Origin of the sequence: Amycolatopsis sp. NPDC057786 (assembly GCF_042797905.1) — a bacterium.
In the GTDB taxonomy this organism is placed as follows: Bacteria; Actinomycetota; Actinomycetes; order Mycobacteriales; family Pseudonocardiaceae; genus Amycolatopsis.
Genome location: NZ_JBHVKW010000007.1, coordinates 1 through 17019, shown reverse-complemented (window position 1 = coordinate 17019; position 17019 = coordinate 1). Strand labels below are relative to the sequence as shown.

General features: G+C 70.8%; 14 protein-coding genes. 3 read left to right on the top strand and 11 right to left on the bottom strand.

Annotation, left to right across the window (positions count from 1 at the left end; all coding sequences use genetic code 11):
• Window position 1 precedes the first annotated feature (1 nt).
• The 11 genes from mraY to ACFVM3_RS07010 all read right to left on the bottom strand — a co-directional run bounded on the left by mraY (window position 2) and on the right by ACFVM3_RS07010 (window position 11644).
• A complete protein-coding gene (gene mraY / locus ACFVM3_RS07060; RefSeq protein WP_016332673.1) occupies window positions 2–1087 on the bottom strand; it encodes a phospho-N-acetylmuramoyl-pentapeptide-transferase in 1086 nt (361 codons plus the stop codon).
• A complete protein-coding gene (gene murF, locus ACFVM3_RS07055; protein WP_378436400.1) occupies window positions 1084–2595 on the bottom strand; it encodes a UDP-N-acetylmuramoyl-tripeptide--D-alanyl-D-alanine ligase in 1512 nt (503 codons plus the stop codon). The genes mraY and murF overlap by 4 nt, the downstream gene beginning before the upstream one ends.
• Window positions 2592–4097, bottom strand: coding sequence for a UDP-N-acetylmuramoyl-L-alanyl-D-glutamate--2,6-diaminopimelate ligase (locus ACFVM3_RS07050; RefSeq protein WP_378436606.1), 1506 nt, complete (start codon window positions 4095–4097; stop codon window positions 2592–2594). Before ACFVM3_RS07050 ends, murF begins: the two co-directional genes overlap by 4 nt.
• Before the next feature lie 442 nt (window positions 4098–4539).
• Window positions 4540–6468 carry a peptidoglycan D,D-transpeptidase FtsI family protein gene (locus tag ACFVM3_RS07045; protein WP_378436398.1) on the bottom strand — a complete coding sequence of 643 codons (1929 nt, stop codon included), beginning with the start codon at window positions 6466–6468 and terminating at the stop codon, window positions 4540–4542.
• On the bottom strand, window positions 6468–7175 hold the full coding sequence (locus ACFVM3_RS07040) for a hypothetical protein (RefSeq protein WP_378436396.1): 708 nt from the start codon (window positions 7173–7175) through the stop codon (window positions 6468–6470). The genes ACFVM3_RS07045 and ACFVM3_RS07040 overlap by 1 nt, the downstream gene beginning before the upstream one ends.
• Complete coding sequence (rsmH, locus tag ACFVM3_RS07035) at window positions 7172–8131, bottom strand: 16S rRNA (cytosine(1402)-N(4))-methyltransferase RsmH (protein WP_378436394.1); 960 nt, start codon at window positions 8129–8131, stop codon at window positions 7172–7174. Before rsmH ends, ACFVM3_RS07040 begins: the two co-directional genes overlap by 4 nt.
• 204 nt (window positions 8132–8335) lie before the next feature.
• Complete coding sequence (mraZ, locus tag ACFVM3_RS07030; RefSeq protein ID WP_005156436.1) at window positions 8336–8767, bottom strand: division/cell wall cluster transcriptional repressor MraZ; 432 nt, start codon at window positions 8765–8767, stop codon at window positions 8336–8338.
• A 646-nt stretch (window positions 8768–9413) separates the two neighbouring features.
• A complete protein-coding gene (locus ACFVM3_RS07025; protein WP_378436393.1) occupies window positions 9414–10166 on the bottom strand; it encodes an ESX secretion-associated protein EspG in 753 nt (250 codons plus the stop codon).
• A complete protein-coding gene (locus tag ACFVM3_RS07020) occupies window positions 10163–10741 on the bottom strand; it encodes a PE-PGRS family protein (protein WP_378436391.1) in 579 nt (192 codons plus the stop codon). Before ACFVM3_RS07020 ends, ACFVM3_RS07025 begins: the two co-directional genes overlap by 4 nt.
• A gap of 11 nt (window positions 10742–10752) precedes the next feature.
• Entirely contained in the window at window positions 10753–11286 is a 534-nt protein-coding gene (locus ACFVM3_RS07015) for a DUF3558 domain-containing protein (RefSeq protein ID WP_378436389.1), read from the bottom strand.
• A 4-nt stretch (window positions 11287–11290) separates the two neighbouring features.
• A complete protein-coding gene (locus ACFVM3_RS07010; protein ID WP_126734978.1) occupies window positions 11291–11644 on the bottom strand; it encodes a hypothetical protein in 354 nt (117 codons plus the stop codon).
• Window positions 11645–11916: 272 nt separating this feature from the next.
• Here ACFVM3_RS07010 and ACFVM3_RS07005 point away from each other — a divergent pair, with 272 nt between their 5' ends.
• The 3 genes from ACFVM3_RS07005 to ACFVM3_RS06995 are packed head-to-tail and all read left to right on the top strand — an operon-like array spanning window position 11917 to window position 16820.
• A complete protein-coding gene (locus ACFVM3_RS07005; RefSeq protein WP_378436387.1) occupies window positions 11917–13002 on the top strand; it encodes an AAA family ATPase in 1086 nt (361 codons plus the stop codon).
• Between the two features lie 18 nt (window positions 13003–13020).
• Window positions 13021–14295 carry a DUF58 domain-containing protein gene (locus ACFVM3_RS07000; RefSeq protein ID WP_378436385.1) on the top strand — a complete coding sequence of 425 codons (1275 nt, stop codon included), beginning with the start codon at window positions 13021–13023 and terminating at the stop codon, window positions 14293–14295.
• Window positions 14292–16820 (top strand): DUF3488 and DUF4129 domain-containing transglutaminase family protein, encoded by a 2529-nt coding sequence (locus ACFVM3_RS06995; protein WP_378436383.1) that lies wholly within the window; start codon window positions 14292–14294, stop codon window positions 16818–16820. Before ACFVM3_RS07000 ends, ACFVM3_RS06995 begins: the two co-directional genes overlap by 4 nt.
• Window positions 16821–17019 lie beyond the last annotated feature (199 nt).

Below are 17019 nucleotides of genomic sequence, written 5' to 3'. Positions count from 1 at the left end.
GCTAACCCCCGAGGCCGAGCTGCTCGCTGTAGAACAGGCCGAGACCGAACATGCAGCAGATGGCCGAAAGCAGCCAGAACCGGATGATGACGGTGGTTTCGGCCCAGCCCGCGAGCTCGAAGTGGTGATGGAACGGCGCCATCCGGAACAGCCGCCGCCGGGTCGTGCGGAACACCGCGATCTGCGCGACCACCGAGATCATCTCGACCATGAACAGACCGCCGATGACGATGGCGAGCAGTTCGGTGCGGGTGGTCATCGACAGACCGGCGACGAGGCCACCGAGGGCCAGCGAACCGGTGTCCCCCATGAAGATCTTCGCCGGTGCCGCGTTCCACCACAGGAAGCCGACGCAGGCGCCGGTCGCCGCGGCCGCCACCACGGCCAGGTCCAGCGGGTCACGGACGTCGTAGCAGGCGGCCTGCGGGGTGACCGCGCACGAGAGGCGGGTCTGCCAGAAGGCGATGACGACGTAGGTCGCCAGCACCATCGCCGCGGTGCCGCCGGCGAGACCGTCGAGGCCGTCGGTGAAGTTCACCGCGTTCGACCAGCCCGAGATGACGATGTAGCAGAAGATCACGAAGAACACCGACGGGAAGGTGATCAGCGCGAGGTCCCGCACGTAGGACAGGCTCTCCGAGGCCGGGGTGAGCCCGCGCTCGTCGGCGAACTGCAGCGCCAGGATCGCGAAGGCGATCGTGACCACGAGCTGGCCGACCAGTTTCGCGGTCTTGTTCAGGCCGAGGTTGCGCTGCTTGCGGATCTTGATGAAGTCGTCGAGGAAGCCGACGAGCCCGAGGCCCACGGCCAGCAGGAGGACCAGCAGCCCCGAGGCGGACGGGCCGCCGGTGCCGTTGCCGCCGCTGAGCGCGCTGATCAGATGCGCCACGAAATACCCGACGACCATCGCGACGATGATCGCGACACCACCCATCGTCGGGGTACCGCGTTTGGATTTGTGTCCCTGCGGTCCTTCCTCCCGGATCTCCTGGCCGAAGCCCTGCCGGGAGAACACCCGGATCAGATAGGGAGTGAGGAGGATGGAGACCAGCAGGCCCGCCGCGGCCGCGATCAGGATGCTGATCACGCGTCACCACCGTTCGAGCGTTCTTGAGAGGGGGAAGGGGCTACTACAGGGGAGGCGAGCACGGCGTCGGCCACCCGCCACAGCGCGGCGGCCTTGGAAGCCTTCACCAGCACCACGTCGCCCGCGCGGAGCTGATCATGCAGCAGGGCGATGGCGGCCTCGACGTCGGGTACCAGTACCGACTCCTCGCCCCAGGAGCCCTCCTGCTGCGCGCCCTGATGGGTGGCCGCGGCCGCCTGGCCGATGACGACGAGCTTGTCGATGTTGAGCCGGACGACGAGCCTGCCGATGCCGTCGTGCGCCTCGACCGAGTTCTCGCCGAGGTCGCCCATCACGCCGAGCACGGCCCAGGAGCGGCGGTTCGCGCTCATCGACGCGAGCGCCTTGAGCGCGGCCCGCATCGACTCGGGGCTGGCGTTGAACGAGTCGTTGAGCACCGTGACGCCGTCGGCCCGGGTGGTGACCTCCATCCGGCGCTCCGAGCGCCGTTCGAGGTTCGACAGGCGGGCCGCGACCTCCTCGACCGTCGAGCCCATTTCCAGTGCCACGGCGGCCGCGCTGAGCGCGTTCGCGACGTGGTGCTCGCCGTAGAGCGGCAGCTTCACCGGCGCCTCGCCGTCCGGGGTGACCAGGCGGAACGACGCGCGCGCTTCACCGTCGAGGGTGATGTCGGCCGCGCGGACCTGCGCGGACTCGCTCTCACCGACGAACACGACGCGTGCCTTCGTCCGGCTCGCCATCGCCGCGACGTACGGGTCGTCGAGGTTCAGGACCGCGACACCGCCGTCCTCCGCGCTCGGCAGCGCCTCGACGAGCTCGCCCTTGCCCTTGGCGATGCCCTCGCGCGAACCGAACTCACCGACGTGCGCGGTGCCGACGTTGAGCACGACCCCGATCCGCGGCGGCGCGATGGCCGCGAGTTCGGCGATGTGGCCGGGTCCGCGGGCGGAGAGCTCCAGTACGAGCTGCCGGGTCGAGTCGTCGGCCCGCAGCGCCGTCCAGGGGTGGCCGAGTTCGTTGTTGAACGATCCCGGCGGTGCCACCGTCGGGCCGAGCGGCTCCAGCAGCTGGGCGATGATGTCCTTGGTCGAGGTCTTGCCCGCCGAGCCGGTGACCCCGACGACGGTCAGGTGGTCGCCGGCGAGCTTTCGGATCACGTGCCGGGCGATCTTGGCGAGCGCGGCCAGCACCGCGGCACCCGCCCCGTCCTTGTCCGAAACCAGCGCGAAGGCCCGCTCGTGCCCCTCGCCGGCCTCCAGCGGCGGCACGATCACGGCCGGGGCGTCGACCTCGCGGGCGGCGAGCACCGCGACGGCGCCCGCCTCGACGGCCCGCGCGGCGAAGTCGTGGCCGTCGACCTTCGCCCCGGGCAGCGCGATGAACAGACCCCCGGGAGTGACCTCACGGGTGTCGAATTCGACGCTTCCGGTGACCTCTTCGGTCCCGTCGGTCCGATGCAGCCTGCCGCCGACGATGGCGGCGATCTCGGCCAGGCTGAGCACGATCACTCTGTCTCCAGACGTCTGCGGATGGCGGAGGCCAGCTCTTCCCGGTCGGAGAACGGGTGCACGACACCCTGGACCTCCTGGCCGGTCTCGTGGCCCTTGCCCGCGATGAGCACGATGTCGCCGGGCCGGGCGAGCTCGACGGCGCGGACGATGGCTTCCCGGCGGTCGGCGATCTCGAGGATCTCGCCGCCGAGGGCCGGACCGGCGTTGCGGGCACCGGCCAGCATCGCCGCCCGGATCGCGGCCGGATCCTCCGAACGCGGGTTGTCGTCGGTCACGATCAGGACCTCGCTGCGCCGGACCGCCGCCTCGCCCATCACCGGGCGTTTGGCGGTGTCGCGGTCCCCGCCGCAGCCGAGGACGGTGATGATCCGGCCCTCGGTGCGGGCACGCAGCGCGTCGAGCCCCTGCGCCACCGCGGCGGGCTTGTGCGCGTAGTCGACGACGGCGGTGAACGGCTGGCCGAGGTAGACCCGCTCCATCCGGCCCGGCACCTCGACCGAGGCGAGCCCGGCGACGATGGCGTCGAGCGGGATACCGGCGGTGTTCAGGATCGCGGCCGCGAGCACGGCGTTCGCCACGTTGAACGCACCCGGCAGCGGGATCTTCGCCGAGGCGGTGAGCCCTTCGGGACCGTGGAGGGTGAAGGTCTGCTCCCCCGCCGGGGTGGGGTTCAGCTCGGTGGCGCGCCAGAGCGCGTCCGTCCCCGGCTCGGTGGAGACGGTCACCGTGTGCGGGGTGAGGAGTGCCTGGCCCCAGGCGCTGTCGGCGACGACCACCTCGGCGGTGGAACGGCCGTCGAACAGCAGCGACTTGGCGGCGAAGTACTCCTCCATGTCCTTGTGGAAGTCCAGGTGGTCCTGGGAGAGATTGGTGAAGGCGCCGACCGCGAAGCGCGTGCCGTTGACCCGGCCGAGCGACAGCGCGTGGCTGGAGACCTCCATCGGGACGTGCGTGACGCCGCGTTCCACCATCACGGCGAGGAGGGCCTGCAGGTCCGGCGCCTCGGGGGTGGTGAACCCGCTGGCCAGCCGCTCGCCCGCGATCCGGGTCTCGACCGTGCCGATCAGCCCGGTGGTGAGCCCGGCCGCCTTGAGCCCGGCGTCGACCAGGTAAGACGTCGTGGTCTTGCCCGACGTCCCGGTGATGCCGAGGACGGACAGCTCCAGCGACGGCTCGCCGTAGATCCAGGCGGCGATCTCGCCGAGGGCGGCCCGCGGGTCCGGGTGCACCAGGATCGGCACGCCGGCGTCGCGGAGCACCGGGCGCTCGGCGCCGGCCTCGTCGGTGAGCACGGCGGCCGCGCCGGCGGCGATGGCCTGGTCGCTGAAGTCCGCGCCGTGGGCGCGGGCGCCGGGGAGCGCGGCGAAGAGGTCACCGGGGAGGACGTGCTGCGCGCGCAGCGTGCTGCCCGTGACCGTCAGCTCGGCCGCGGCCGGGTAGTCGTCGCCGCCAACCACGAGCCGCGCGCCCGCCCTGGCGAGCAACGTGCCCAGCGGCATCGGCTCGATCCTGGCCGGGCGAGGGGGCGCGGCGACGGCCTTGACCGGGCTGTCCGGGACCTGGGCAGCCGTCGCGCCGGACCCGCTTTCGACGGCGGGACCGCTGCGGGGATCTGAAGTAGGCACCGACACAGCCAAGGAGGTTACCGGCGCGGCATTCGGGTGACTGAAGCGGTGCGGTGTGTGCACGCGACGATCACTCGCGTGGTAATGGGTTTCGCGGGCTCTCCTTGGCACGCAAGGGCTTCCGACTGTCGCTTGAGGACAGCGACGCTCACGATCGGGCGCTCCGGCGTCGGTCACGGAGGTTGCGGGGCCGCTCAGCCGTGGTGACCGAAGCCGTAACTCGCGTGTCCGGGGCCGTAACTCGCGTGCTTGAAGCCGTAACTCGCGTGTCTGGAGGCGTATTTCGAGAGTTACGCCTTCGATCACGCGAGTTACGTCAGGAGAGCACCAGCGGCACCTGGGGTGACGGGCCGTCCGAAAGCGGGATCTGGAACCGCTGCGCCAGGTACGCGGCCACCGAGTGGAACAGCGGCGCGGCCGAGAGTCCCTGCTGCAGGGTGGCGTCCGGGGCGTCGAGCCGGATGCCGACCACGAAGCGCGGGTTGTCGGCGGGCAGGATCCCGGCGAAGGTGATGTTGTACAGGTGGTTGCTGTACGTCTTCGTCTGCGGGTCGACCTGCTGGCCGGTGCCCGTCTTCCCCGAGATCTGGTAACCCTCCAGCGCCGCCTTCGGCCCGGTGCCGCTCTGCTGCCCGCGGCCCTTCTGCGTCACGGCGCGCATCATCTCGCGGACGGTCTTCGCCGCCTGCGGGCTGATGACCTGGACGGTCTTGGGCGCCGGTTCGGGCACGAGTGTCCCGTCCGGATTGACCTTCGCCTTGACCACCCGGGGTTCCACGCGCAGCCCGTCGTTCGCGATCGCCTGGTACATCCCGGCCATCTGCACGACGGTCATCGAAAGCCCCTGCCCGATCGGCAGGTTCCCGAAGGTCGTGGCCGACCACTGGTTGCGCGGCGGCACGACACCCGGGCTCTCGCCGGGAAGGCCGAGACCCGTGCGCTGGCCGAGGCCGAACTTCTTGAGCAGGTCCGCGTACCGGTCCTCGCCGAGCTTCTGCGCCAGCAACAGGGTGCCGACGTTCGACGACTTCGCGAAGATGCCGGTGGTGGTGAACTGCTGCGTGCCGTGGTGCCAGGCGTCCTTGACGATCTTGTCCGCGACCTGCAGCGAGCCCGGCACCGGCATGGACGCCTCCGGCGTGGTGATACCCGCGTCGATCGCGCCCGCGGCGGTGACGATCTTGTTCACCGAACCGGGTTCGAACGGTGTGGTCACCGCGCGGTTGTTCAGGTTCTCCGTCTCGCTGCGCGAAGCCGGGTCGTTGAGGTTGACGGTCTTGTCGTTGGCCAGCGCGTAGACCTCGCCGGTCTTGGAGTCCAGGATGACCGCCTGGCCGCCCTTGGCCTTCGACTTGACGACGTACTCGCTCAGCTGCCGCTGCAGTTCGTACTGCAGGTCGGTGTCGATCGTGAGCTGCAGGTCCGAACCGGGGACGGCGTTCTGGATGTCCCGTTCGGTGCCGGGGATGACGAGGTTGTCGTTGCCGTTACGGGTGTTGACGATCTTGCGGCCCGGCGTTCCGGCGAGGTCGTTGTCCCGCGAGGCTTCGAGACCGTAGCCACCGTGCAGGTTGTGCTTGGAGACGTCCTTGTCGTCGGTGCGCCAGTTCGCGTAACCGACGATGTTCGCGCCGACCGAGTCGCCGGGGTACTCCCGCTTCGAGCGCTTCTCGACGCTGATCCACGGGTACTCCTTGACGATCGCCTCGGCGACCGAAGGTTCGATGTCGTGGACCAGGTAGGTGAAGCCGTCCGGCTTGTGGAACTTGTCCAGCAGTTCCTTCTCGGTGATCACCCCGGGCAGTTTGGCCGCGATCAGCTTCGCCGCGCCCGCCACCTCGGACTCGAAGTTCTTGCCCTTGGTGGGGTTCTTCGCGGCGAAGTCGTCCATCGTCTTGCGAACCCAGTTCAGGCTCACGGCGAGGGTCCGCACCTCGACGCTGAACGCGATCTTCGTGCCGTTGCGGTCCAGGATGGACCCGCGCTGCGCGGGACTTTCGATCACCGACGTCCGCTGCCGCTCCGCCGCCTCGGAGAGCGCGCCTGCCTCGAACCACTGCACCTGCACCAGTTTGAGGCCGGCGAGCACCATCACGACGATCAGCAGGATCCGGACGCCGGTGAACCGGCTCCGGTTCCCCCCGTTGCCCCGGCGGGCGGTGGCACGGCGGGTCCCGGCGGCGTACGTCCTGCGCGCGCTCCCCGCCGACCGGGCCCTGGACTGCGCCGGGCGGCCGGGCGACATCACTGACCTCCCTGCGCCGGGGCCGCGTTCTCCTGCGGCACCGCGGGCTGGTCGCCCTCGTACGGCGTGCCCTGCTGCGTTCCCTCGGCGGGCGGCGGCGCGGTCGACTCCGCCGAGGCGGCGGGCGCTTCGGCTTCGGCCTTCTTCGGCTCACCGACCACAGTGGACTGTCCATCCGGGCCGACCACGATATGCGCGGGGTCGCCGCCGGGCACCATACCCAGTTCCCTGGCCTTGGGCGCCAGCGAAGCGGGCGACTCGGCCTTCGCGACCTCGCGCTGCAGCCGCTCCTTCGCCTCGGCGAGCCCGGCGTTGGTCGTGCGGAGCTGTTCGAGCCGGTACGAATCGGCGATGGCCTGCGTGGTCAGCCACAGCGTGCACGCCACACCGACGGCCAGCAGTCCCATCATCATCAGCACGAACGACGCCCGCGAACGCGGCCAGCGCAGCGTGAACTTCTTCCTCGGCTCTTCCTTGCCCGCACCGCCTTCGGCGTCGGGACGGTTGCGCTGCTGGTCTCGCTGCAGCAGGTCGGCGCGCTGGGCGCGGCGGGCGTAGGCGCGTTCGGCCGCCGACGTGCGGCCGCGGGAGGCACGGGTGGACGTCGTGGACTCGGTGCCGGGCGCCTGGTCGACCGTGCTGGTCGCGCGGGCACGCCGTCCGGGCGCCGGTGTCCGGCGGCCGCGGGACTTCGCGGGAGCGGTCATCGTGCTCGGTCTCCGATCCGTTCGGCGGCTCGCAGCCGCACGGAGGCGGCCCGCGTGTTCAGTTCGGTCTCCGCCTCGCCGGCCTTCTCGGCCCCTCTGGTGAGCAGTTTCAGTTCCGGGCCGTGGCCCGGCAGTTCCACCGGAAGCCCTTCCGGCGTCCGGGATTTCGCCAGTTCCGCGAAGGCCTGCTTGACCAGCCGGTCTTCGAGGGACTGATAGGACTCCACGACGATGCGGCCGCCGACGGCGAGGCAGGACAACGCCCGCGGCATCGCCCGCCGCAGCACCTCCAGTTCGCCGTTGACCTCGATCCGCAACGCCTGGAACGTGCGTTTCGCCGGGTGCCCGCCGGTGCGCCTGCTCGCCGCGGGGACCGCGTCGTACAGCAATTCCACCAGCCGCCCGCTACGTGTGAAGGGTTCCTTCTCCCGTTCCGCCACAACGGCTTTGACGATCCGCTGGGCGAAGCGTTCCTCGCCGTAGTCGCGCAGGATCCGGATCAGCTCGCCGGGGGCGTAGGTGTTGAGGACGTCGGCCGCGGTGAACCCGGTGGTCGGATCCATCCGCATGTCGAGCGGGGAATCCTTGGAGTAGGCGAAACCGCGCTCGGCCCGGTCGAGCTGCATCGAGGAGACGCCGAGGTCGAAGAGGATCCCGTCCACTCTGGACAGTCCGAGCCCCTGCAGCGCGGACGGCATCTCGTCGTAGACGGCGTGCACGAAGTCGACACGATCCCCGTGCCGCGCAAGCCGTTTCGCGGAGAGTTCCAGCGCGTTGGGGTCACGGTCGAGAGCGACCAGGCGCAGCGAGGGGAACGCGGTGAGCAGCGCGTCGGAATGACCGCCGAGTCCGACGGTCGCGTCGACCAGCACGGCCTCGCGGTCGGAGAAGACCGGCGCGAACAGTTCGACGATGCGGTCCAGCAGCACCGGAACGTGCTCGTGTTCGTCTGCCATGTCTTCCCCCCTTTCCTGTAGTGCCGGGGAAGATGCCGGATGCCGTCAGGTCCCTGTCCGCCCGCCTGCTGACCTGGTACCGGGGAAGGTGTACCAGGGCCACTGAGCGGACAGAGGCCTCACGGCATCCGTGTGGACGGTTCCCGGCGTGTCCGAAGCGTGAACCCGCGCCCCCCGACGGCGTGGGTGCTTCCTCGGCCACGTCTAGAAGACGCCCGGCAGAACTTCCTCTCGAGCCTTCGCGTAGCTGTCCTCGTGTTCGTCCAGGTAGCCCTGCCACGCTTGGGCGTCCCAGATCTCCAGCCTGGTGATCGCCCCGATCACCACGCACTCCTTGTTCAGCCCGGCGTAGCGTCGGAGCTCGGACGCGATCGCGATACGTCCTTGCCCGTCCGGGCGTTGTTCGTCCGTCCCGGCGAAGAGATAGCGCTGATAGGCCCGGACCGCCTCGTTCGTGAACGGGGCGTCGGCGACCTTCCTCGCCATCTGCTCGAACTCCGCCCGTGGGAAGACGAAGAGACAGTGATCCTGTCCCTTGGTGACCATCAGCCCACCGGCGAGCGCGTCGCGGAACTTCGCGGGCAGCGTGAGCCGCCCTTTGTCGTCCAGTTTCGGGGTGTGGGTGCCGAGGAACACCGGCTCCACCTCCCTACCGCTCCCGGCTGCGAACAACCAGGCTCGGCCACGGGGCTCCCTTCTGCCCCACTGCGCACCACCGTACCCCACTTTTCACCACAGTCAACGCGTCAAAAGCCGCGACCACTCCGTCGTGTCAGACGTTTTCGCTGGTCAGCCAGGTGGGGCCAGGTGGGGGCTCGGTGGGGGACGGTGGCCAAGATCCCCCTGGGCGGGTATCGAAGCAACCTCATCCATGCCTGAGACGTCCGGATATCGGCAGCCGGAACCCTGCTGTGGGGCGGAGTGGGGGTGAAAGTGGGGAATCCGGTGGGGCGCGGTGGGGACGGCCGAGGACACTGTGGAGGGTGACGACGTCGGGTCATCCCATGACGTGTCGACAAAGGACAGCGGTCCCGTTCTCGTGAGTGGTAAGGACGGTTCTAACCGTCCTTACCACTCACGAGGCTCAGCACGTGATCGACCGGACGACACGACGCGCGGCCAGGTGCCACCGCGAGCCGTCCACCCGATCACGCGTGTCGTCCATCCCAACACGCGTGTCGTCCGTCCAGTCACGCGAAACCGCCACCAGCGCCACGAAGGGCACGGTCATTCCGAACCCCCTGTTCCCGAAGGCCCCCTCAGGCTTTCGGCTCGTCACAACCTAGCGGTCCTCGTCCAGCAGCGAGGCCAGCCGCGCGGCCAGCCGGGGACCGTCCACAGGGGACACGTTCACCCACGCCTGCCCGCCACGACCCTCGGTCCGCGCCGCGCAGTACGCGCCGACGTCGGTGTCGAACCAGGTCAGCCCGCCTGCCCGGTGTGCCCGGCCGTCGCGGTCCCGGGTCCGCACGGTGAACTGGCCCGCGCTGTAGACGGGCCGCGCCTGGATCGCGAGCACCTCGCGCAGCTGACTGTCCGAAGCCGACGATCGCCCGCCGTCGCCGAACACCGGATCCTCCAGGTCGTCGCGGAAGCGCGCCGCGGGGAGGCTGATCCCGTAGCCGGGGCCTGGCCGCAGTTCGGGCAGGACGTCGACGATCGCGGCGAACACCTCGCCGTCGGTGATCCCGGACAGCGCGATGGTCTGTTCCGGCTGCGTGGCCAGCACACCGTGCCGCCCGCGCGCGGCCGCGACCGCGCGGAACGGGGCCTGAGCCGTCATGTCGGCCAGTGCTTCGCATTCGACATAGACCTCGGCGCGCGCGAGCAGGTCCAGCCGCGCTTCCAGGGCGGCGTCGAGCCGGCCCCCGTCGTAAAGGCCTCGTTCGGCGAGGTTTTCGTAGACCGCCCCGCGGATCTCGGCGCGTTCCGCTTCCGTCGCGCCGACACTGCGGACGGACAGCGGCCAGGGCGGGGCCGCGTGTCCCAGGTCGGACCAGAGGACGTCGAACGCCGACGCGGAAACGCGGATCAAGACCGCCCCAGCTCGGGCGGCTTCCTGAAGGAGACCTGCGGCGTCAGCGAACGCAGGGACGCGTCGCGGGTGTTCATGACGTCGACGGCCTTGCGCCGGGCCTCCTCGGCCGCCGCGTGCTTGGCCTCCATCTCGTCGGCGAGCGCGGCGAGGAGCGCGAGATTCCCGCCGGCGGCGGCGCCGCGGATCATCGCGCCGGGGTCGTAGTCCACCGGCGGCGGCATGTCGGCTCGGGCCCGCGCCGCCGCTTCGGCCTGCCCGGAGACGGCCTTCCCGAGCGCGGCCGAGATGTCCGCGGACCAGGTCAGCCAGCCGGACGCGGTGGCCAGCACACCGCGGAGCGCGTCGCCCGCTTCGCCGCGCCAGTTCTCTTCGCTGCTGCCGACCAGCCCGGCCAGTTCGGACGTCGCGTCGTGCATGCGCCGCGCGAGCGCGTCCCAGGCGGCGCCGATCCCGCCGGCGGCCTCGGGGTCGTTGCCCGCTTCGACTTCGGCGGCCAGTGCTTCGTGGCTGTAGGCCTCGTACCGCGTGGCCGCGACCGGGACCTCGCGGCCCGGCGTCTCTCCTTCAGGCACGGCAACTCTCCCTAAGGCAGTTTGGGTTCGGCCAGTCCCGCCACCGTCGTCGCGCGCTCGCAGGCGAGCGGGGTGTCGGTGAAGTTCGTGTTGCTCACGTCGATCTGGACGCTCGCCTTCTCCCCCATGCCGAGCAGGACCGCGCAGGTCCCGTCGGCGGCCTTCTTGTCGGCGACCTTGAGCGCGTCCCGTCCGCCGACCTTGGTCTTGGTGGCGGTCTTGCGCGCGACCTCGAGATCCTTCAGGCCGTTGCGCTCGTCCACGGTGATGGTGACGCCGAAGGTCGCGGGCACCGTCCAGTCGCAGGCGCGGGCGCCGTTGATCTCCTTCGCGACGCCGAGCACGTTCAACCCCGCCGTCGACCGGTCCTCCGGGCCGAGCAGCGCGCACGGATCCAGGACCGCCGGCGGGACCGTGCCCGCGACGGAAGCGCCGGTGCGTACCGTCTCCACGCTCGGAACCGGCGCCTGGCCCGCGGCCCCCTGCCCGCAGGCGGACACTGTGAGGACGACGAGGCCGACGAGTGCGACGAGGCGGGAGCTCATGGGATCAGCCGCCGACACAGTCCACGTCCGCCGCCGCTTGTTCATCCTGTCGGGTGTACTTCGCCAGCGCCTTCTCGATCCGGTTCTTGAGCGCCTCGAGTTCCTTGCCGAACGCCGTGAGCGCCTCGACCGCGGAGCCCTCGGCGCCGATCCCGTACTGCGCCATGAACCTGCCGACCTCGTCCGCGTATCCCCCGCCGAGGGGAACCGTGCGGCCGAGCACCTTGGCCTCGCGGACCATCTGGCCGACCACGTCTTGCAGGGCGGAGATCTTCGCGTGGGCGTCGGCGGCCAGCTCCGGCGCGACCGCGAACCCGCTCAGATCGAACCGGGGCTTGGCGGTGCTCACCTCGCTCATATGCGATTACGCCTCTCCGTAGTCGAGCGACCTCGCACCGGAGCATACGACAAAACAAGGCGTCAGCGGGAGCACCTGAAAACGCGCTCACCTCACCCGATCGAGGTAAGGTCTCCGGTTGCACAGAGTCATCGACTGGGGTTGGCGGGGTTCCCCCCACGAGTTCGCCCGAGTTTGACACACTTCGTGGGAGGCTGACCGCTGCCCGGGGGACTGAAACGGTCCGGCAGAGGACCCAGCGGAAATCCAGCCACGCGGCATCAGGAGGTCGAGTGACGTCGAGAATCCAGTCTGCGACGCCCGGCGAACACCAGGGCGAGCAGGCAACCGGGCAAGCGCCGTACCCCACGGACGCCGGCTCGGTCAGCGGCCGGCAGAACGGCCGTGACGCCAAGAACAGGGCGTCGCTGGACGAACTGCACGAGACCGCGCGGCGGATCGCCGCCAACGTGGAGCGGGTACTGGTCGGCAAACCCGACGTCATCCGCATCGCGCTCGTGACCCTGCTCGCCGAAGGCCACCTCCTCGTCGAAGACGTCCCCGGGGTCGGCAAGACCTCGCTGGCGAAGGCGCTGGCCCGCTCGATCGACTGCACCGTCAGCCGGATCCAGTTCACCCCCGACCTGTTGCCCAGCGACGTCACCGGGGTGTCCATCTACAACCGGCAGAGCGGCGAGTTCGAGTTCCGCCCCGGCCCGGTGTTCGCGAACATCGTGGTCGGCGACGAGATCAACCGCGCCTCGCCGAAGACGCAGTCGGCACTGCTCGAATGCATGGAAGAGCACCAGGTCACCGTCGACACCTCGACCTACCACCTCGAAGAGCCGTTCATGGTGATCGCCACCCAGAACCCCATCGAGATGGAGGGCACCTACGCGCTGCCCGAGGCCCAGCGGGACCGGTTCACCGCGCGGGTGTCCATCGGCTACCCCGACCAGCAGGCCGAACTGGCCATGGTCGACGAGCACGCCGGGCACAACCCGCTGGCCGATCTCGAACCCGTCTCCGACCGCGAGTCGGTGCAGCGGCTGATCGAGACGGTGCGGTCGGTGCACATGTCGCCGGAGATCCGCCGTTACGCCGTCGACCTGGTGTCCGCGACCCGTCAGGTACCGGAGATCCGCCTCGGCGCCTCGCCGCGGGCGACCCTGCAGCTGGTCCGCGCGGCCCGCGCGCAGGCCGCGCTCTCGGGCCGTGAGTTCGTCGTCCCGGACGACCTGCACACGGTCGCGGTCCCGGTGCTGGCGCATCGCATGGTGCTCACCACGGAGGCGCACGCCGCCCGCCGGTCGGCCACCGACGTGGTCCGCGCGATCCTGCACCGCGTTCCCGTGCCGCAGGGCTCGAACCACCGCTGAGTAAAGGAATACGGGGCCATGCTGCGTGCTCTGTCCGGCCTGACCACACGCGGCCGCTGCCTCCTCGCCGCCGGCGTGGCCGCTGCGGTGTGCTCGTTCGTGCTCAACGAACGGGATCTGCTGCGCGTCGCGGTGTTCGTCATCGCCCTGCCGCTGCTGGTCGCCTTCTTCATCTCGGCGACCCGGCTGCGGCTGGGCGCGGCCCGCTCGCTGCGCCCGGAGCGGGTCGCGGTCGGTTCGCCGGGCGAGGTCCAGCTCGTACTCTGGCGCGACGGCAGGCTCCCGGCCGGCGAGGTGCTGCTCGAAGACGGCGTGCCCTATGCGCTGGGTTCGCGGCCGCGGTTCGTCGTCGAACGTCTTCCCCACGACCGCCGGGTCGCGCTGCGCTACCCGCTGCAGCCGGTGCTGCGCGGGGTCCAGCAGGTCGGCCCGCTGCGGGCGACGATCACCGACCCGTTCGGGCTGTGCGAGTTCGAACGCGAGCTGATCGGGCATTCCCGGCTGGTCGTCGTGCCGAAGGTGGTCGGCCTGTGGGGGCTGCCCAGTGGCGCCGGGATCGGCGCCGGCGACGACGGCAGCATCCGCCTGCACGCCGGACAGGGCGAATCGGACGTGATCGTCCGGCAGTACCGGCAGGGTGACGACCTGCGGAAGGTCCACTGGCGCTCGACCGCCCGCCGCGACGAGATCATGGTCCGCGTCGAGGAACGGCCGTGGCGCGGCGGCACCACGGTGCTGCTGGACCACCGCGCGGCGGCGCACCACGGCACCGGCCCCGCGGCGAGCCTCGAATGGGCCGTCTCGTTCGCCGCTTCCGTGTCACTGCACCTGCGCCGCTCCGGTCACCGGGTCCGGCTGATCACCGAGCACGGCCAGACCCTGGCCGACACCCCCGGCGAGGGTGGCGAGCACTACGACAACGTCGTGCTCGACGTCCTCGCCGCGCTCCAGCCCGCGCACCAGCGCGACATCACCCTCGGCCACGACCCGGCCGAGGGACAGGAACTCATCGCGGTGCTCGGCACCGTCAGCAACGAATCCGTGCACGAGCTGTCCCGGTACCGCCCGCGCGGGATCCGGAGCCTCGCCGTGCTGCTCGACACCCCCGGCTGGTCCTCCGGCGTCAACCGGCCCGAAAACCGTGCCGCCGCCACCGAGGAATCGGTGGCGCTGCTGCGAGCCGCGGGCTGGGGCGTCGTCGTCGCCGGTCCCGGATCGCCCATGCCGCAGGTCTGGGCCGAGCTCTGCCAGACGGCCACCCGCCGGGGCACGCTGATCGGAGGCGGCCTGTGACCGCGACCGCGCCACCCCGGCCGCATACCCCCCAACCGCGGCTGTCCGCCCCGCCCCCGGTCTGGACGAGCAGTGTGCTCGCGCCGGTCGCCGCCGGCCTCGCCACGCTGTTCGCCTCGACCTCGCTCACCGGCGTCGTCTCCGGCTGGGCGTGGTTCGGCTACCTGATGGTCGCCGTCGTGCTGATCGCCTCGACCGGGCTCGCCCTGCGCTCGCTGCGCGCGCCGACCATCGTCGTCGGCCTGGCGCAGCTGCTGGTCCTGTTGCTGCTGATCACCGGGGCGTTCACCACCAGCGGGATCCTGAAGATCTTCCCCGGCCCGGACGCGTTCGGGGAACTGCGCGGCGTCCTCGCCGCGGCGGCCGAGCAGATCCGTGTCGGCCTGCCGCCGATCGAGGGCACCCCGCCGATCCTCTGCCTGATCACCATCGCGATCGGCCTGGTCGCGGTCCTGGTCGACACGCTGGCCGTCGCCGCCGCGGCGCCCGCCGCGACCGGCCTGGTCCTGCTGTGCGTATACGCCGTCCCGGCCGCGCTGGCCGAGGACATGCTGCCGTGGTGGACGTTCCTGCTGGGCGCGGCCGCGTTCGCCGCCCTCCTCGCCGTCGACGGCAACCACCGGCATCGCCGCTGGCGCAACCGGGACGCGCCGGGACTGGGCAACTCGGCGAGCACGTTGTCGGCCCCCGTCGGCGTGGTGGCCGCCGCGATCGCGATGGGCCTGGTGATCGGCACGGCCGTCACCGGGGTCGGCACGGTCGGCAGCCTTCCCGGCGGCACCGGCTCTGGCCGCGGTGGCGCCGGCGGGTTCGGCGTCGAGCCGTTCACGCAGCTGCGCGGCCTGCTCGACCAGGGCGAGAACGTGGAACTGTTCAAGGTCTACGGAATGGGCGCGGACAAACGGCTGCTGCGCGCTTTCACCCTCGACACGTACACGCCGAACAAGGGCTGGGGGCTCGCGCAGAACGGCCGCGCCCAGCAGGGCGTGCAGGCCAACAAGGGCCTTCCGCCCGCGCCGGGCGACGACGGCACCGGTCCCGCGCGGGAGATCCGGATCGAACCGACGAACTGGGTCGACAACTGGCTGCCGATCTACGGCGCGCCGCGGGCACTCAACGGGCTGGCCGACAACTGGCTGTACGACCCGGTCGGCGGCGCCGTGTTCACCACGACCAAGCAGAACGCGCCCGCCTACACCGAGACCGCGTCGATCGAGAACCCGACGAAGGACGAACTCCGGCGCGACGACGCCCGCCTGGCCGAGGTGCCGCAGCAGTTCACCCAGATCGACCGCGTCGATCCCCGCGTGGTCGCGAAGGCCAAGCAGCTGACGGAAAACGAGTCGAACAACTTCGACAAGGCGCAGGCGCTCTGGTCGTTCTTCACCGCGCAGAACGGCTTCGTCTACGACACCAAGACCGCGGACGCCACCGACTCCGACGCGCTCGCCGACTTCATCCTCAACGGCAAACGCGGGTTCTGCGAGCAGTACGCGTCGGCGATGGCCGTGATGCTGCGGTCGGTCGGCATCCCGTCGCGGGTCGCCATCGGCTTCTCCTCCGGGACCCCGAAGGGCGACTACGTCTCGATCACCTCCGAGGACGCGCACGCGTGGGTCGAGGTCTACTTCCAGACGAAGGGCTGGGTCAGCTTCGACCCGACCCCGCTGCTCGACGGCCGCGCGGTCGTCCCGCCGTACCTGCAGAACGACACCGGCAGCTCCACGGCCAACGACACCCAGGAAGTGCCGAGCGCCCCCGCGTCGAGCGCCCCCGCCACGGGGACGCCCCGCGACCCCGGCGCCGACCTCGGCGCGGACGGCGGCACGGGCCAGCAGGAGGAAGAGCCGTTGTGGCCCGCGATCCTCGCCGGGATCCTCGGTGGGCTGGCGGCCGCGCTGACCGTGGTGACGATCGTGCGGTCGCAGTTGAGATATCGGGCGCTGCTGCGCTCATCGCCCGCCCGGTCCCCCGGCCCGAACGCGCCTGCCCCGATCCGCGAGGACGGCGGGTTCCTGGACAACCAGAACGTGACGAACTGGCTGCCGCTGATCGTGATCGGGCTGTGGGTGGCGGCGTTCGCGTTCCTGGCGGCGTGGGTTTCGTGGTGGTTCGCGCTCGCGCTGGTGATCGTCCTCGGCGGGCTCGGCACGCCGACGACGATCCGGGAGGTCAAGCGACGGCTGCGGCTGCAGAAGATCGCGTCGCGCTCCCCCGCCGCTGCCGACGCGGCGTGGCGCGAACTGATGGACGAATGCGCGGACCGCGGCCTGCCGCTCTCCGACGGCGACACGGTGCGCGTGGCGGGCCGGAAGGTCGTCGAGAAGCACCGTCTGGACGAAGAGGGCCGCACCGGCCTGCGGACGGTCATCGGTGTCGTGGAGCGGTCCTGGTACTCGGACCGGCCCGCGGACGACCAGACGCTGGGCCCGGCCTTCGACGAGGTTCGCAAGAGCCTGAAGCGGAACGCGCCGATGTCGTGGAAGGGCCGGCTGTTCCCGCGGTCGCTTCGGCGACGCAAGTAGCGCTCGGTCCCTGGTCAGGGGTTCTGGTGGTGCGTCGCGAAAGCCACTTTCGGGACATCAGACGTCTCGAAAGTGGCTTTCGCGACATGATCGCCACGGCGGTACCCGGGCCCGGCCACGGCCGACGTTGCGAAAGTGCCTTTCGCAACCCCGGGCGAAGCCCGGCACGACCCCTGCCGGGCAGGAAACGCCGACTGAC